Source organism: Synechococcus sp. A10-1-5-9, from assembly GCF_047716785.1.
GTDB lineage: Bacteria > Cyanobacteriota > Cyanobacteriia > PCC-6307 > Cyanobiaceae > Synechococcus_C.
Genome location: NZ_CP180406.1, coordinates 160,752 through 174,302, shown reverse-complemented (window position 1 = coordinate 174,302; position 13,551 = coordinate 160,752). Strand labels below are relative to the sequence as shown.

Below are 13,551 nucleotides of genomic sequence, written 5' to 3'. Positions count from 1 at the left end.
CGGAGGAGTGAACACGTCAGAGTGAAAGGGTCGCACCTTTGCGCACCGCCCGTCGATGCTCCCTCCCTTCTGCCCTTTCTGCCCGATCAGCGCCGCGAAGATCGCTGGCCTTAAAGCCACAGTGATGCTGCTGCTGATGCTGCTGATCAAATCCAAACTGCTGCGCGTGAAAATGTCGCTGCTGGGCTCCTTTCTTGGTTTGATCATGCTGACCGGGTTCCTTCTAAGCACCGGTGTGCTTACCCTCGTCGCCGGAGGGGCTGTGGCCTACGCCGCCAGCCGGAACAAGCAATGACATCACAGGAAACGAAAACAGGTCCCAGCCCGGAGCAGATCCTGGGGGCATCAGCTGGTTGGGTAGCCGTTGTGCTGAACGTGGTTCCCGGCCTGGGTGCGGGGTACCTCTACCAACGCCGCTGGAAGGCCTACTGGATCACGTCGGCGCTGGCTACCGCCTGGTTTGTTGCCGGCGCCGCACTGGGCTTGAACGCCGAGCCGGACGCCGATCCCCAGAATCAGCTGATTGGGCTGGTCGGCCTGGTTCTGCTGTCGGCGATCACAGCCAGCGAAGCCGGCCTGGCGGTGAAGCGGGTTCGTGGTTCTGACTGAACCGGCCAAAGAGGCCGATGGGATTCTTCGCTTCTGGTTTGAAGACTGCCACCCCTGGCAGTGGTTCAGGCACAACCCTCACTTCGACCTAAACATCAAGGAGAGATTCGGCGATCTTTGTTATTCGGCTCAAGCCGGAGACCTGGCGGACTGGACGCAAGACGCTGCTTCTGCGCTTGCGCTGGTCCTGCTGCTCGATCAGTTCAGCCGCCATGTTTGGCGTGGAGAGTTAAGAGCTTTCGCTGGGGATGCACGAGCAGTCATTCTCAGCAGAGATTCGCTGCGGCAGGGTTGGGTCCAGAGGGAAACGGAACGTGCCCGGCGGCAGTTCTGGTTGATGCCTTTACTGCACAGCGAGGACATCGAAACCGTCGAGAGCGCCATTCCGCTCCTTGAAGAGTGGGCTGACGACGACACGGCGAGGATCGCCCGTCACCACCGAGAGGTCTTGCTGCGACACGGGCACTATCCCTGGCGGAAGTCCGCAACCAGAGCGGAAAGGCGGTGAGAAGGGAATGGGCAAGCCCCTCAGCTCACCCGTTCGACGCATTGGAAGTGAAACGCTTCCATCCCTACTTTTACCCATTCACATGAGAGCCGTGTAGCAACACGAACGATTTTCGAGCGAATTAAGCATTAATACTTGACAAGAAAGGTTCTCAAAATTCAAGAACAGGGCTATTTCCAGAGTTTTTTAATTTTCGAGCCAATCACCAGTGGGCGATGGTGCGCTCCCATCCCGTCAGGCGCATCGTTTCGAAAGCCTTGATGGCATTGACGAGCAACAGCCGTCTCCGATGCTCAGGAGTGGCCTGGCCAGGTGCAACAAGACGACCCGTTTCAACCCAGACCCATTCAGCTTGGGACGTTGGCGTGGCTTGTTGAAAGCGCACAACAAGACCCTCTTGCCGGTTCATCAACCAGCCCTGACCTCCACAGACCTGGGGTTTCTGGTATTGATCGGGTTTGGATGTCCACATGCACGAATCCTGTCGGGATTCGCTGGGACTTGAGCGCACTCTTCAGCAATCACGCATGAAGAGGATCAGCCATCAGCAGTTATGTGGCCTTGCTCATGGGTCGATGCATGCTTCTGCAAGGTAGCCATGCCGTTGATGCCACAACCCAACGACACCTCTGAGGTCAGCGAGAGCCAACCCAAAGACCAGATGATCCCCTGCGCCCTGTGCCAGAGCATTGGAACGGTGCATTACCGCGTGCGCAGCAGCATGATCAAAACATGGACCTTGATCTGCCTTCAGTGCTGGTCGCGGATTGAGACCCAACCCGGTTATCAGTACGGGGGCACACGCAAGGCGAACCGCCGCCAGCGAAAACGCTGAATACTCAGCTCAGCTCCACACCCTTGCCGCGATAAAACGCGAAACGCTCGCGGATCTGTTCCGCCTGGGGCTTCGGTGACTCGTAACTCCACACCGCATTCGTGATCACCTGATCACCGACCACCACATCCCAATAGCGGGCGGTTCCTTTCCAGCCGCACACCGTGGTGTGACTGGAGTCCCGAAAACAGTCGGCGTTCATCGACGCCCGAGGGAAATAGGGATTGCCATCCACCATCACGATGTCGTCGCTCTCGGCAATCACCGTGCCGTTGAACACTGCCTGCATCGATTCATCCTGATCAGGGCTCATGATGGCGCCGGCTCCAGTTGAGAGTCTGTTCAAGAGCGGTGCGCCAGGCTCCCGGAGCAAAGGCATGGCGCCGGCCATGCCCAGGCAGCAGCAAGGCCACATCAAGTTCCAGCAGCCGCTCTATAGACTGCAGTTGGCTAGCAAAATCCCACCAGCAATAGCGCTCTGACGCCACCACCACCGCCTGCTCAGGATTCCACCAGAGGTGATCACCGCTGAACAGCACGGAGCGGGCATCGCCGAGTAGAGCGCAGAGCGATCCCTGCGTATGCCCTGGCGTGGGGATCAGCTGAAGCCCTTCGGCGATCTCGAGGGCGTCATGGCCCTTCAACCGCTGTTCCGCCTGGGGGGCTGCATCAGCATCGGCCGCATGGATCCAGCGTTCACAGCGAAAAGATCTGGCCCAGAGCTCATGGTCGGCCACATCGTCGCGATGGGTCAGGAGGATGAACTGCAATCCACCCAGATCTTTGATGCGACGGGCCAGAGGAGCACTCCAGCGCGGCACATCCACCATCACATTCCCTGAAGGCCTTGTGATCAACCAACTGCAGGCTCCGAAACTGCGCCGAGAAGCCCAACCGCAGTACTGAACCGTTCCCAGGGGATGCTCGTGGATCACCACAGGAAAACCATCCGTCGGTGTGGTGTTGCGCAGCTCTCGTTCCGTCTCGATGGCCGCAACCGGGCAGGCCTGCAAAGCGAGAAGAGCTTGCTGAGCCTCTGGGGCATCCACAGGCTGAACAGCCACGCAGGCCCTCTCGCCAGAAGGGGAAAAATGATCGGGATCGAACTGCCAACAGGTGCCGCAGTTGATACAACGGTCGTTAATCCAAAACATATTCATTCAAAAAATCAAAATGAAATCTGTTCAGCCAGACAATGACGGAAAAGATTCTCAATAAGATTCAGGACGATTCAGGAACAGCATCAAAGAGCTTGGGTAGCCATTGCAAGAAGACCTCATTGCATCAGGGCAATGGCAGAAATCATGTGATCAGAGAGCCAATGACTCAACAAAAAACTCTGTCACATCCTTCAACTTCACTTGAAAGTCAGCATCAAGCACATCATCAACATTGACACTTAGAAGTCCCTTGGAAAATCGAATTTGGCCTGCATCCGTAAAGGCATCAGAATCGATAAAAGAAAAAGACTGATGGCCTCTGAGGCCAAGATTTGCATCAATCAACGAAAGATCAATTCGATCACCAATCCGAAAATCAGTGATCCTGTCGCGGGTACGAGATGTCACCCCTGAATCCGCAATAGACCTGAAAACAAAAGTATCGTCATCAAGACCACCAGTAAGACTATCTTTACCCAATCCTCCCACAAGAGTGTCACGACCACTCTTGCCTTTCAACTTATTATTCGCAGCATTTCCCGCCAGCACATTGTTGAGTGAATTTCCAATTCCTTGGATCGCCTCGCCACCTGTCAACACCAAGTTTTCAACGTTTAAATTAAGCCTAAAAGAAACACTGGAAAGAACTGTATCGACGCCTTTTCCAACACGCTCAACAACATCAATGCCTGCACTTTTAACGACATAGAAATCATCCCCTCCCAGACCCTTCAGAACATTGCCCCCCTCCCTGTCAACAAGAATATTACTGGCATTATCAGCAAGGTCGAAATCTGGTTCAGCCTGAAAACTGACGTCAAGCTCGTTGTTAGGACTGACAGGACCTTCTGGAAAAGGTGCCCGACTACGAAATTCTTTATAAGTCGGAACGACAGTGAAGTCGGCGAAAAAGACATTAACGAAAGAGCCATCTGCAAGTGAATACTGAAAACCATCCCCTGTCAGCTGCCCCTCAGCACTCCAATCACGATCGCCTTGTTCTCGAACAAGATTGTCACCAGGAAAGCCTGAATTCCCTGGAATCGCTACACCTGCTGGAAACAGGCCTGTAATGGGAACACCATTATTCTGGCCAAGAATCGAAACGATGTTGTACCAGCCATCTCCATCTAAATCGTAATCAGTCAAGAAGGTCCCCCTTGCTCTGATCCTGCCGCCAGCGCTATCAGCAGGAGATCGATAGGTCCATTCCCACTCCAGAAAACGAAAGGCCTCACCCTCCAATGGCAGCTTTTGAGCTGAACGACTCAAATCATCAGTAACCAGAACGTCAAACCACTGCTCCGAGGAGGACATCGATCTAACACAACACAACATCAGGTTAACTCATCTCTCATGCAGCATCAAAGCCATTCAATCCCGAAATAACAACGAATAATTATGCTTCAAAAATAATATTACCTGGACTACAAAGAGATCCGTCACTGTGCGCTTCGCCTGAGATTGACCACCAACAATTCAGCATGCACCCTTGGATCGACATGAACGCCTCAGTGACGCGTCGTGGATCGCGGACTATCCAAAAGTTTCAAAGGCCAGAGTGCGAGCGGCATGCCAATGCGGAAGGCAACCTTGAGAAGCCAGCGTTTCATGATGCGACCTGCAGGGTCAATTTCAGCGTGGCGGATTCATTGAACAGTGGCAAGTACAGGGTCAGGATTGTTACGCCAGCTCCATCGCAACCGCGTGACCCTGATCTCGGTTGACCGACCTGCCAGAGCAAAATGAGTGCGACCGACCCCGACCCATGCCGCGCCTGGTTCCCCTGATTGCGTTGATCCTGTTGTTATGTCTGCCGGCCAGGGTCTTGGCCGCTTCACTGGAAATACCGTTTCAGGCCATCAGCGCCGATGGTGTTGGTGCACCCATCGGCGCTGTGCTGGCTCACGACAGCGACCAGGGGCTGGTGATCACTCCCTCACTGCAAGGGTTGCGTGAGGGTGAGCACGGGTTCCACCTGCATGCGGGCGACTCCTGCGACGCCGCCATGAATGGCGAGGGCGAGATGGTGGCGGGTCTGGCCGCCAAGGGTCACTGGGACCCCGACGAAACCAACACCCATCTCGGACCGTTCGGGAACGGTCACCGTGGTGACCTCAGCAAGCTTGTGGTGAATGCCGATGGCAACACCACAACCACGGTAGTGGCCCCCAGACTGAGCACCTCCGATCTACGTGGACGGGCGCTGGTGGTGCATGCCGGTGGTGACACGTACAGCGACATCCCACCATTGGGAGGCGGTGGCGCCCGCATCGCCTGCGGGGTGGGCTGACGCATGCCAACCACTCGAACCGTTCTGATCACCGGTGCCTCCAGCGGCATCGGCCGGATCACGGCCCTGCAGCTGCTGAAGAGGGGCTGGACCGTGCATGCCGCAGCCAGGCGCGTGGAGGCCATGGAGGACCTGCGCGGGCGGGGAGCCGTTGTTCATGCCCTCGACATCACGGATTCCGATTCCCGACAAGCGCTCAGTGACGCGGTTGCGGAGCACGGCGGCGGCCTTGATGCCCTGGTGAACAATGCCGGATACGGCGACGTTGGACCGTTGGAAACCATGCCGCTTGATGCGGCACGGGCAATGTTTGAGGTGAATGTGTTCGGGCTCATGGGCCTGACCCAAGCGCTGCTGCCGGCGATGCGCAGCCGCGGTCAAGGCCGGATCGTGAACATCTCATCTATCGCCGGTCGTTTTGTGACACCGGGAGCTGGCTGGTATGGCGCCAGCAAGTTCGCTGTTGAAGCCTTGAGCGATGCGCTGCGCATGGAGCTGCAGAGCTTTGGCGTGAAGGTGGTGGTGATCGAACCCGGCTTGATCCGCACGGGTTTTGAAGCCGTCAGCCAGCCTGCACTTGCGGCTGGTGGCGATGATCCTGTCTGGGGAAGGATGATGCAGAACGTCGCAACGGCCTGGGCCGAAGGCTTCCGACAAGGGTCCGATCCCGACGTGGTGGCCGCCTGCATCGAGCGAGCTCTCACAGAGGCTGATCCAAGCCCGCGCTACCGCTGCGGCAGCTCGTCGGAATCAGCGCTGATTCAGCGCTTCATTCCAACCCGTCTGTGGGACGCCATGGTGCGACGGCGCATGATCGGCGACTGAATCAACACGCGATCAGAAGCTCTGCTGGGTCTGGCCGGCAAAACGGCCTGCGTAGTGCTCCTCGCCATCAAGCTCCTGAAAGATGAATTGGCAGATGGCTGTACCAGGAACCACGGCCAGGGGGGCCGGCCCGAAATTGCTCATCTCCAGCACCTGCTGACTGTCGATGCCTGGCCCCATGAACGGAGCACTGATGTGGACCATCAGCCCCAGACGGGCGAATCGACTGCGTCCCTCCAACCAACCGCACAACCCCGGACCAAGCCTGAGACGCTCCCGGGTGATTCCCAGAATCGTTTCACCGGGCATGATCAGGATGTGCTCCCCGTCTGGCACCTCCACCTTGTCGGTGAACTCCCGGTAGTCGGTGTTTTCGCAGACGGCGATCACCTCATGCACCTTGCGGAACACCCGGAAGCTTCCGGCCAGGGTGAGATCCACGGACGCCGGCCCCACCAGCTCAGGATCGAAGGGAGAGATCGTGATCACGCCGGCCTCGATCGCCTGAAGAATGGCCTGCTGTCCCAGAACTGCCATGGGGCTCCTACGAGGGGCACAAAGTATGGCCTGAACACGACATGAGCCCTTGTTTGTGGCACCATGTACTTGTGAAGCAGGTCTGACATATGTCACCTGCACGCCGAGAGAGCCTGAAACAAACGTTCAGCGCGATCCAGATACCTCAACGGAGAAACCATCATGAAGAGTCCTTCCAGTCAGGGACAACAACACTTTGTGTTGTCTAATCATCAGAGTTCCCTTAGTCCATCGACCAGTCAGCCCTCCCACTTCAGTCCCTCCAACGAGGGCCAACGGAACCAGTCATCGCAGCTCATCAGCTGGGATGAGCTGTTCGGCCAGCGTTGATTCCTGATGCGCAGGCAAGGTGCTCTGCTCCTCGTGCTGGCGGGATGGGCTACTGGATCCGTTGCCCATCCCGTCACCCCCAGCGAGGAGCTGCGTCCACCGGTTGGAGGTGCTCCAGCAGAAACCCGCCAGATCCGCGTGGAACCGCTCGGAGCTCTCAACCTCGAACAGGAATTCAGTGCGCTGCAAGGACGGGAACTACGGACCAGGCGCATCACGATCCTGCCCGGTGGATCGGTGGCCTGGCATGAACACGAGCAGAGGCCCGGGGTTGCTTACATCCTCAGCGGCACACTGGTGGAATACAGGCAAGACGGTGCTGGGGTTCGTGCGATCGAGCGACAGGCTGGGGACGCTGTCTTTGAATCAAGCGGTGTTCTGCACGGCTGGCGCAACACCAGTAGAACGACAGCCACCGCCGTGGTGATCGACCTCGTTCCTCAAGGGAACTGAAGGAATCAACCGAACGTGGATCCGTTCCAGCCCCAGCAGCTTGCTGGCACATCATCAAAGCCGATGTAAATCCTGTTGGTTGGAACCCCGGTTCGAGCACTGATCAGATCGCAGAAGGCCGCAGTCATGGCTGGGGGGCGTAGGGCACCAATCGACTTCACCTCCACATAGGCGCAGGGTTCGGGGCTGCCGGCGAAGGTCATCGGCACACCGGTTTCCAGCAACGTCATCACATAGGCCTCGGACTTGCCTGTCTGCTCCGCCAGCAACGACGACAGCTGCTGAAGCAACCCATCCGCATCGTCGACGGAAGCAAGGGACGTGCGCAGATTGATCAGTGGCATGCGGTGCTCAGAGCTCGACACTGTGATGAACGTCGAGGAGTGTCCTCGTGTGGTTCCGGTCTACACCCGCTGCACTCCTCAGGTCCGCTGGGATTCCCGGAACGCCTGCAGCTTGTCCATGTCTTTTTCCTCATCGATCGTGTAATCAGTGAGAATCAAAGCCTTGCCGATCGTGCCGAGGGCATATTCGATCCGGTCGAGGTCGTTCCGCCCCCCGCCATCGTTGCGCGCTGCGCGGATCACAGCGGGTGTGAGCTGGTTGGCGATCTGTTCGATCGCATCTGCAATGGCCTTGGCCTGGTCGAGGGGGTCCGTGGCATCCATGGCACTGCTGCATGCGCCCTTCAACTCTGCCACCACTGGCATCACTGAGGTCCAATCGCGTTGACCACCAGCGGTAGAAGCAGCCACGTAGAACTCATCCAGCAACACAGGTAGGCCACCGTTGGCGCAGAGTATCCCCAGTCCATGCAGACAAAGGCCCGACGCAGGTCAGCAGGATCAATCCCACCAAGCCTCACATCTCGAAGGCTCCGGCGCACACAAAAGATTTATACAACAAAGCCATCAATGACTGGATAAAAGCAAAGGAAGGAGAAAAAATTGAATGCTTTTTAAGCGCATTTTCTTCAATTCAAAAAGAGATGATGCTCTAACAAGATTCACCTACAATGACTTCCAAGGCATCATCTAAAAGAGCATTTATCTTTTCAAAAGGAGGCACTCATCGGCGGACATCTATTAATGCAGCAAGTGCTTTAACCATCTCCCTTCAGTACGACCAGAGACACAATGAATTATTCCCAACCGGCATCGCCGTGATGGGGGGCACTTGATTCAGAACACGACAACCAGCCAGCGGCTGAAACCACATCAAGAGCGGATGGGTGAATCGTGTGGCCACTGGCCTGGAACTCCCAGGTCCAACCGGGTGGCACGCCATTCCCACACTCAACCAATTCGCCCTGGAGGGCAATGAGCGTTAACTCGGATAGCCATTAACTACTGACGGGTGGAAAGTATGTCCATCGAGATCGGAGGAGCCCATGACGGACAACACTCCACCTGAGCAAACAGCAGAAGCAACCTGACTTTTTGGCCCCTGCTCCAACAGTTTTCACCCATCAGTGAAGCTGGTCCTTTGGTAAGCATCAACTGAGCGCCACGCCAATCGACACTCCAACTTGCACCGCCACAGGTGCCCCGGAGCTTCATCAGCCACACCCCTGGACTAAATGGCCCCAGGCGCCAACACGCCAGACGCTTCGACCCTCGCCAGAAATGGCACTACGACTTGACCTCTGCCCCTTTACGGGAATCAAAGGACAGTTGGTGTCGGAAGCGAGGAATAAGAGAGACCACCCCATTCCTGTCGTAGGTGGGCGGGCCTCTCAACCCCTGTTCATTCAAGGGTTGAACGATGCATGAACGAGCGACTTAGGCCGTCTTTCCATCGGGAGGGACGGCCTTCCTCTTTGCGAGTAGAGCGAAACAGGCTCCTTCGCTCTACTTGCAACGGCACTGGCCTGCTCAGCGCGGAAATCCGAAACGACAGGGCGGGCCTCCGCCTTGGACGCCATCCTGAAGCCAGATGCCTCGAACGCAGCGATGCTGCGCAAGGATGAACTCCATGAGCGATGGGGAAAACGCGCTCTGCTTTCGTGCTGAACTCGGTTCAGCGGGCACGCCATTGATTCCAGACCCTACGGTGCCAGGGCGTGACATCTCTGGGGAGCGGTGGCTCTCCTCGCTGCTGGCGCTCCAGCTGCTCCATCTCGAGCCTCAGCTTCCTGAGCACGGGGATCAGCAGCAACCCCGCGATCAGGCCGACAAACAGCAGCACGGGAAGCAGGGTGATCAACCAGATCGTGGCCACAACAGCGACGGCCGTTGCAGCCAGTTGTTGAATCCACTTCGGCCGGCGACGGCCCGGCAACTGCTTCATGGTGAGGTGGGCGTCCGTTTCAGCCTGCCACTAATGGTGGCCGCTGGCGCGGAAGCGAGACGACCGACTGGTCATCCCGTGCTTCGTTCGACGTCCGCTCACGCGCTTGCGCCACATCCGGAAAGAGGAGGGTTTGAGCGCATGGCGCATGATGGCGATCACCTCCGGTTCGCTGATGCCGAACTGAGCCTGAATGGCCTCAAAGGTGGTGCGGTCTTCCCAGGCCATTTCAATGATTCGGTCGAGATCGACGGAATCAAAACGATCGACGGGGCTGCTCACAGCAGATCCAGGGCACGGAGCACATCCACGCGGATGCCACCCAGGCGCGCCCAGGCCTGGAGAGCGTCAGCTTGCGAGCCATAGGGACGCCAGTCGTTCTCGGCAAGCCGTCGCTGCATGTGCCTGGCCACCCGATCCACCACGAGGCGATCGCTGGGAACGGAAATCCTGATGGGCTTGCCGTTCAGTTCGTGAATGAGCTCACTTGCAGGCATGGGTATGAACGCTGATTGTGCCTTTTGATACAGGGCACAACACTGGAGGAAAGGTCCTAGGAGCGCAGTATGAACCAGTCCTCAACCAAGACGGCCCGTCTGCGCACGCAACAGGATCAGTTAACGACTGCCCAGCCGACCGCCGAGTGCCGCCTGCGCAATGACCGTCAGAGCTACTTCGCCATCACACGCGAGCTCGTTCAGGCGCAGTTCGTTCTGGCCGACGCCGTGCTGAGCCAGCGCCTCTGGCAGGAGGTCGCCGATCGCGACATGGAGGTAGGTCGCATCCTCAACCTGCTCTACGGAAGCTGCTTTCAGGACGACGAGGCCGAGATGACCGCCCTCGACGATGCCTTCCTGGCCCTGCACGTGAGCTGAGCCGGCTTCAGTAGTAACGCCCGGGGTATTCCCCCGGGTGATCCACGCGGGTCACCCGCACACCATCAACGCTGCGGCCTGAGAGCAGCAGCAGATCACTCCCGGACACTGCATAGCCGAGCTGCTGGGCCAGTAGAGCCACCTCGTCAGCGGTGACGGAGGCCTGAACCTGCGCCTGCAGGCGAGGGTCACGGCTGAGATGGGCCAGAAACGCCTGCACAGGTGAGGGGGCCATGGCTCCGAGCAGGGGCTTGAGACTCCATCGTCCCTGACGGCGCGCCAACCTGAACGTGCTCAGCTCCTCCACAGCCGCCATGCACGACCAACGGGCAGCGTTGCTGCAGCACAACATCGGCCGTTGGGCGGGGTGCTTCATCCGTCTCAACGGCGATGGCCATGAGCAGGCTCGCTTCCCCACATCACTGTCGGTGAAGGAGTCCGACGGGCTGATTCAGACCTGTCTCTCCTACGAGCAGACCGGCCAGCAGCGGTCGATGACCTTTCAAACCCTGCCACCCACCATGCAAGTGAGCCCCAACGGTGGTTGGTCTCTTGGCCCGGCCAGCATCACGCCCTGGAACTGGGTGGCGGAACTCTGCGTGGTGCACCAGCAAGCGCGCAGAAGGATCGTGGTGCGTCATGGAGTGAGCGGATTGGAGCAGGTGGTGTATGTCGTAGAAATCGAAGGCACCCGGAAACCCGAGGCACCAACGGAGCCACTTCAGTGCCCCGCGCACAGCGCGGAGGACCTGCTGATCTGGGAACCCGAAGAGGGCGTTGAACTGCTTCTGGACCAGCGCGATCGCCAGGCGGGCGACGCCACCGCCTGCGGGCTGCGCTGGACCCTTCCTGATGGAACAGTGCGGCAGATGGTGCGTCGCTACGACACCAAGGGAGATCTGCTGCCTTTGAGTCAGGCCTGGCCTTGAGCCAGGAGCGTTGCATTCCTTAACAAAGAGTCGTAACGTTCAATTAATTGATGCTTGACCATGGATTCCACTTCTTCCAACAGAGATGCCTGGTTCCAGGACGCTGCTGCCGCCCAGATCAAAAGTGAGCGCATGGTGCGCGCTGAACTGCTCAACGGTCGCGTGGCCATGCTCGGTTTCGTGATCGGCGTTCTCACCGAAGCCCTCACCGGCCACGGCATCCTCAGTCAGATCACCTTCGGCGTGCTCGGCCTGAGCTGACGTCCTTTCCAGGTCCATCCCCGACCGGTCAGAGTTCGCCAGACCGAGACCGGTCCGATCGCTCCCACCAGCAGCCCACCGGCTCCCATCAACCACCAGAGGGTTGTAGGGATTCTGAACGTTCTGCTGATGTAGAGCCTCAACAGAAATTGCTGAACAATCGCCAGGATCCCCAAAGCGAAACTGCTTTCCCACCAGAGAAACAGTGTTGGGAATCCCAGGAACAGTGCCGGTGATGCCACAAGCAACATCCAGGGGACACTGAACATCAACACCACCACGGCCGCTGCCGCCAGCGCCTTCAGGACGTCGCGATCCAGGCCGAGACACCAGTTTTTGGTCCACCCTTCCCAGAGGGAAGCAAGATCTGGATACATGCGTAGATCCACCGCATCAAGTCCCAGCACGTAGCGCAGCCGCATGCCTTTGTTCTTGATGCGCCGGGCCAAAGCCAGATCTTCCACCACTTCGGCGGCAAGGGCGCGATGTCCACCGATGGCTTCATAGGCCGTACGTCGAAACAGCATGAATGGACCTGCTGCAAACGCCACCGATGAGGTGGGATCGTTGGCGTCTTCAATGGGAAAGCCCAGGCCGAGAAGGCTGGCCATGATCGGCTGCACCATCCATTCCGCCAGGCAGGCACAGCTCAGGCGCGGAGCAAGGCTGAACAGATCAGCGCCCTCATCGATCGCCTGGGCGAGAGCACGGCGCAGGGCATCGGGCTTCAGCCGCACGTCCGCATCGATGAACACCACCCACCCCGACACAACCCCCTCCATTCCCTTGGAGCAGGCCCAGTTCTTGCCGACCCAGCACTCACCCTCCGGCCGAGAGCCTGCCTGCAACACCTCACCGCGGATCTGAGCATGCTCGCGCTCAGCCAGCACGGCGTTCGCCAGCACTTGGGTCGCCAGCTCCGTGGTTGCATCGGTGGAAGCATCATCCACAACCAACACCTGCCAGTCAGCACAGGGAGGCTCACTTTCGAGCACGTGCTGGAGGCAGGGGCCGATGTTGGCGGCCTCGTTGTAGGCCGGGATCACCACCGTCAACGCGGTGTCCTCAGGACTGGCGGACGCGTCCGACCGCAGCACAGGAGCGCGGGCAAAGCCACGCATCAGCCCCAGTTGAAGCAACAGAAGACCGCCGCAGGATGCCGTGGCCGACGCCAGCAGCAGCAGAGCGACGAGCTGCTCCCCATGGGCACTCAAGACAACCAACGATCTGCATTCATGATCGGCTTGATGAACAACACCATGACGCCCTGATCGCGTTCGCAGTCCGCCACATCACGGCAGGCACATCACTTGCACTCTCGTCTTTTTTAACCAGAGCAACAATGCGCCTTAACACGGATTGTCTCAGCGGTTCAGGCCGACGACAGTGTGGTCATTGAGATCGGAGGCGCTGATGACAGCCGACACTCCACCCCAGCCCAAACCTGAAGCAGCCTGACCCAACCGGCCCCTGCTCCAACAGTTTCCACCCATCCGTGAGGCTTCGTCCCTCGGCAGGCAATCACTGGTACGCCACGTCGACCGACACTCCAACGCATCGCTACGCAGCCACAGGTGCCCCGGAGCTTCAAAAGCCTTACCTCTGGACTTCAGGCCCCAGCCGCCCTTAAGCCAGACGCTTCCCCAT

Annotated in this window: 24 protein-coding genes; 11 read left to right on the top strand and 13 right to left on the bottom strand. The window is 58.3% G+C overall.

Going from position 1 to position 13,551, the window contains the following annotated elements:
- The first annotated feature begins 55 nt into the window (after positions 1-55).
- Genes ACLM45_RS01210 through ACLM45_RS01200 form a run of 3 tightly spaced genes read left to right on the top strand, consistent with a single transcriptional unit; the run spans position 56 to position 1,117 of the window.
- Entirely contained in the window at positions 56-295 is a 240-nt protein-coding gene (locus ACLM45_RS01210; protein WP_006041084.1) for a hypothetical protein, read from the top strand.
- Complete coding sequence (locus ACLM45_RS01205) at positions 292-609, top strand: hypothetical protein (RefSeq protein WP_006041083.1); 318 nt, start codon at positions 292-294, stop codon at positions 607-609. The genes ACLM45_RS01210 and ACLM45_RS01205 overlap by 4 nt, the downstream gene beginning before the upstream one ends.
- Positions 596-1,117, top strand: a complete 522-nt coding sequence (locus ACLM45_RS01200) for a DUF924 family protein (protein ID WP_415410179.1) — start codon at positions 596-598, stop codon at positions 1,115-1,117. The genes ACLM45_RS01205 and ACLM45_RS01200 overlap by 14 nt, the downstream gene beginning before the upstream one ends.
- 202 nt (positions 1,118-1,319) lie before the next feature.
- Here the strand turns inward: ACLM45_RS01200 and ACLM45_RS01195 are convergent, their stop codons facing one another.
- Positions 1,320-1,589 carry a DUF1651 domain-containing protein gene (locus tag ACLM45_RS01195; protein WP_415410177.1) on the bottom strand — a complete coding sequence of 90 codons (270 nt, stop codon included), beginning with the start codon at positions 1,587-1,589 and terminating at the stop codon, positions 1,320-1,322.
- Between the two features lie 126 nt (positions 1,590-1,715).
- Between ACLM45_RS01195 and ACLM45_RS01190 the strand changes: the two genes are divergently transcribed.
- On the top strand, positions 1,716-1,952 hold the full coding sequence (locus ACLM45_RS01190) for a hypothetical protein (protein WP_415410175.1): 237 nt from the start codon (positions 1,716-1,718) through the stop codon (positions 1,950-1,952).
- A gap of 4 nt (positions 1,953-1,956) precedes the next feature.
- Here ACLM45_RS01190 and ACLM45_RS01185 read toward each other — a convergent pair whose 3' ends face one another.
- The 3 genes from ACLM45_RS01185 to ACLM45_RS01175 form a co-directional block, all read right to left on the bottom strand.
- On the bottom strand, positions 1,957-2,241 hold the full coding sequence (locus ACLM45_RS01185) for a DUF427 domain-containing protein (protein WP_038004869.1): 285 nt from the start codon (positions 2,239-2,241) through the stop codon (positions 1,957-1,959).
- Between the two features lie 13 nt (positions 2,242-2,254).
- Positions 2,255-3,106, bottom strand: a complete 852-nt coding sequence (locus ACLM45_RS01180) for an MBL fold metallo-hydrolase (protein WP_415410174.1) — start codon at positions 3,104-3,106, stop codon at positions 2,255-2,257.
- Positions 3,107-3,262: 156 nt separating this feature from the next.
- Positions 3,263-4,429 carry a hypothetical protein gene (locus ACLM45_RS01175; protein WP_415410172.1) on the bottom strand — a complete coding sequence of 389 codons (1,167 nt, stop codon included), beginning with the start codon at positions 4,427-4,429 and terminating at the stop codon, positions 3,263-3,265.
- 451 nt (positions 4,430-4,880) lie between these two features.
- Here ACLM45_RS01175 and ACLM45_RS01170 point away from each other — a divergent pair, with 451 nt between their 5' ends.
- Positions 4,881-5,405, top strand: a complete 525-nt coding sequence (locus ACLM45_RS01170) for a superoxide dismutase family protein (RefSeq protein WP_415410170.1) — start codon at positions 4,881-4,883, stop codon at positions 5,403-5,405.
- 3 nt (positions 5,406-5,408) lie between these two features.
- Positions 5,409-6,230, top strand: a complete 822-nt coding sequence (locus ACLM45_RS01165; RefSeq protein ID WP_415410169.1) for an SDR family NAD(P)-dependent oxidoreductase — start codon at positions 5,409-5,411, stop codon at positions 6,228-6,230.
- Between the two features lie 12 nt (positions 6,231-6,242).
- Here ACLM45_RS01165 and dcd read toward each other — a convergent pair whose 3' ends face one another.
- A complete protein-coding gene (gene dcd / locus ACLM45_RS01160; RefSeq protein WP_006041074.1) occupies positions 6,243-6,767 on the bottom strand; it encodes a dCTP deaminase in 525 nt (174 codons plus the stop codon).
- 336 nt (positions 6,768-7,103) lie between these two features.
- Between dcd and ACLM45_RS01155 the strand changes: the two genes are divergently transcribed.
- On the top strand, positions 7,104-7,550 hold the full coding sequence (locus tag ACLM45_RS01155) for a cupin domain-containing protein (protein ID WP_415410167.1): 447 nt from the start codon (positions 7,104-7,106) through the stop codon (positions 7,548-7,550).
- Positions 7,551-7,555: 5 nt separating this feature from the next.
- Here ACLM45_RS01155 and ACLM45_RS01150 read toward each other — a convergent pair whose 3' ends face one another.
- From ACLM45_RS01150 to ACLM45_RS01130, 5 genes are all read right to left on the bottom strand, one after another.
- Positions 7,556-7,894 carry a phenylpyruvate tautomerase MIF-related protein gene (locus ACLM45_RS01150; RefSeq protein WP_415411450.1) on the bottom strand — a complete coding sequence of 113 codons (339 nt, stop codon included), beginning with the start codon at positions 7,892-7,894 and terminating at the stop codon, positions 7,556-7,558.
- A 78-nt stretch (positions 7,895-7,972) separates the two neighbouring features.
- Positions 7,973-8,218 (bottom strand): hypothetical protein, encoded by a 246-nt coding sequence (locus ACLM45_RS01145; RefSeq protein WP_415411449.1) that lies wholly within the window; start codon positions 8,216-8,218, stop codon positions 7,973-7,975.
- Positions 8,219-9,569: 1,351 nt separating this feature from the next.
- Positions 9,570-9,839, bottom strand: a complete 270-nt coding sequence (locus tag ACLM45_RS01140) for a hypothetical protein (protein ID WP_006041067.1) — start codon at positions 9,837-9,839, stop codon at positions 9,570-9,572.
- 30 nt (positions 9,840-9,869) lie between these two features.
- Positions 9,870-10,121, bottom strand: coding sequence for a TIGR03643 family protein (locus ACLM45_RS01135; protein WP_006041066.1), 252 nt, complete (start codon positions 10,119-10,121; stop codon positions 9,870-9,872).
- Positions 10,118-10,336 carry a hypothetical protein gene (locus tag ACLM45_RS01130; protein ID WP_006041065.1) on the bottom strand — a complete coding sequence of 73 codons (219 nt, stop codon included), beginning with the start codon at positions 10,334-10,336 and terminating at the stop codon, positions 10,118-10,120. Before ACLM45_RS01130 ends, ACLM45_RS01135 begins: the two co-directional genes overlap by 4 nt.
- 69 nt (positions 10,337-10,405) lie before the next feature.
- Here ACLM45_RS01130 and ACLM45_RS01125 point away from each other — a divergent pair, with 69 nt between their 5' ends.
- Positions 10,406-10,714 carry a hypothetical protein gene (locus ACLM45_RS01125; RefSeq protein ID WP_006041064.1) on the top strand — a complete coding sequence of 103 codons (309 nt, stop codon included), beginning with the start codon at positions 10,406-10,408 and terminating at the stop codon, positions 10,712-10,714.
- Positions 10,715-10,721: 7 nt separating this feature from the next.
- Here the strand turns inward: ACLM45_RS01125 and ACLM45_RS01120 are convergent, their stop codons facing one another.
- On the bottom strand, positions 10,722-11,030 hold the full coding sequence (locus tag ACLM45_RS01120) for a Nif11-like leader peptide family natural product precursor (RefSeq protein ID WP_415410165.1): 309 nt from the start codon (positions 11,028-11,030) through the stop codon (positions 10,722-10,724).
- Here ACLM45_RS01120 and ACLM45_RS01115 point away from each other — a divergent pair.
- Together ACLM45_RS01115 and ACLM45_RS01110 are read left to right on the top strand one after the other, a co-directional pair.
- Positions 11,029-11,643, top strand: coding sequence for a DUF3598 family protein (locus ACLM45_RS01115; RefSeq protein WP_415410163.1), 615 nt, complete (start codon positions 11,029-11,031; stop codon positions 11,641-11,643). The genes ACLM45_RS01120 and ACLM45_RS01115 overlap by 2 nt on opposite strands.
- A 60-nt stretch (positions 11,644-11,703) precedes the next feature.
- Complete coding sequence (locus ACLM45_RS01110; protein ID WP_415410161.1) at positions 11,704-11,904, top strand: chlorophyll a/b-binding protein; 201 nt, start codon at positions 11,704-11,706, stop codon at positions 11,902-11,904.
- Here ACLM45_RS01110 and ACLM45_RS01105 read toward each other — a convergent pair.
- A complete protein-coding gene (locus ACLM45_RS01105) occupies positions 11,871-13,127 on the bottom strand; it encodes a glycosyltransferase (RefSeq protein ID WP_415410159.1) in 1,257 nt (418 codons plus the stop codon). The genes ACLM45_RS01110 and ACLM45_RS01105 overlap by 34 nt on opposite strands.
- Positions 13,128-13,268: 141 nt before the next feature.
- Positions 13,269-13,397: a hypothetical protein gene (locus tag ACLM45_RS01100; RefSeq protein WP_006041059.1), complete on the bottom strand. Its 129-nt coding sequence runs from the start codon at positions 13,395-13,397 to the stop codon at positions 13,269-13,271.
- A 2-nt stretch (positions 13,398-13,399) separates the two neighbouring features.
- On the opposite strand from ACLM45_RS01100, the gene ACLM45_RS01095 reads away from it, so the two are divergent.
- Complete coding sequence (locus ACLM45_RS01095; RefSeq protein ID WP_415410157.1) at positions 13,400-13,534, top strand: hypothetical protein; 135 nt, start codon at positions 13,400-13,402, stop codon at positions 13,532-13,534.
- Positions 13,535-13,551: the final 17 nt, after the last annotated feature.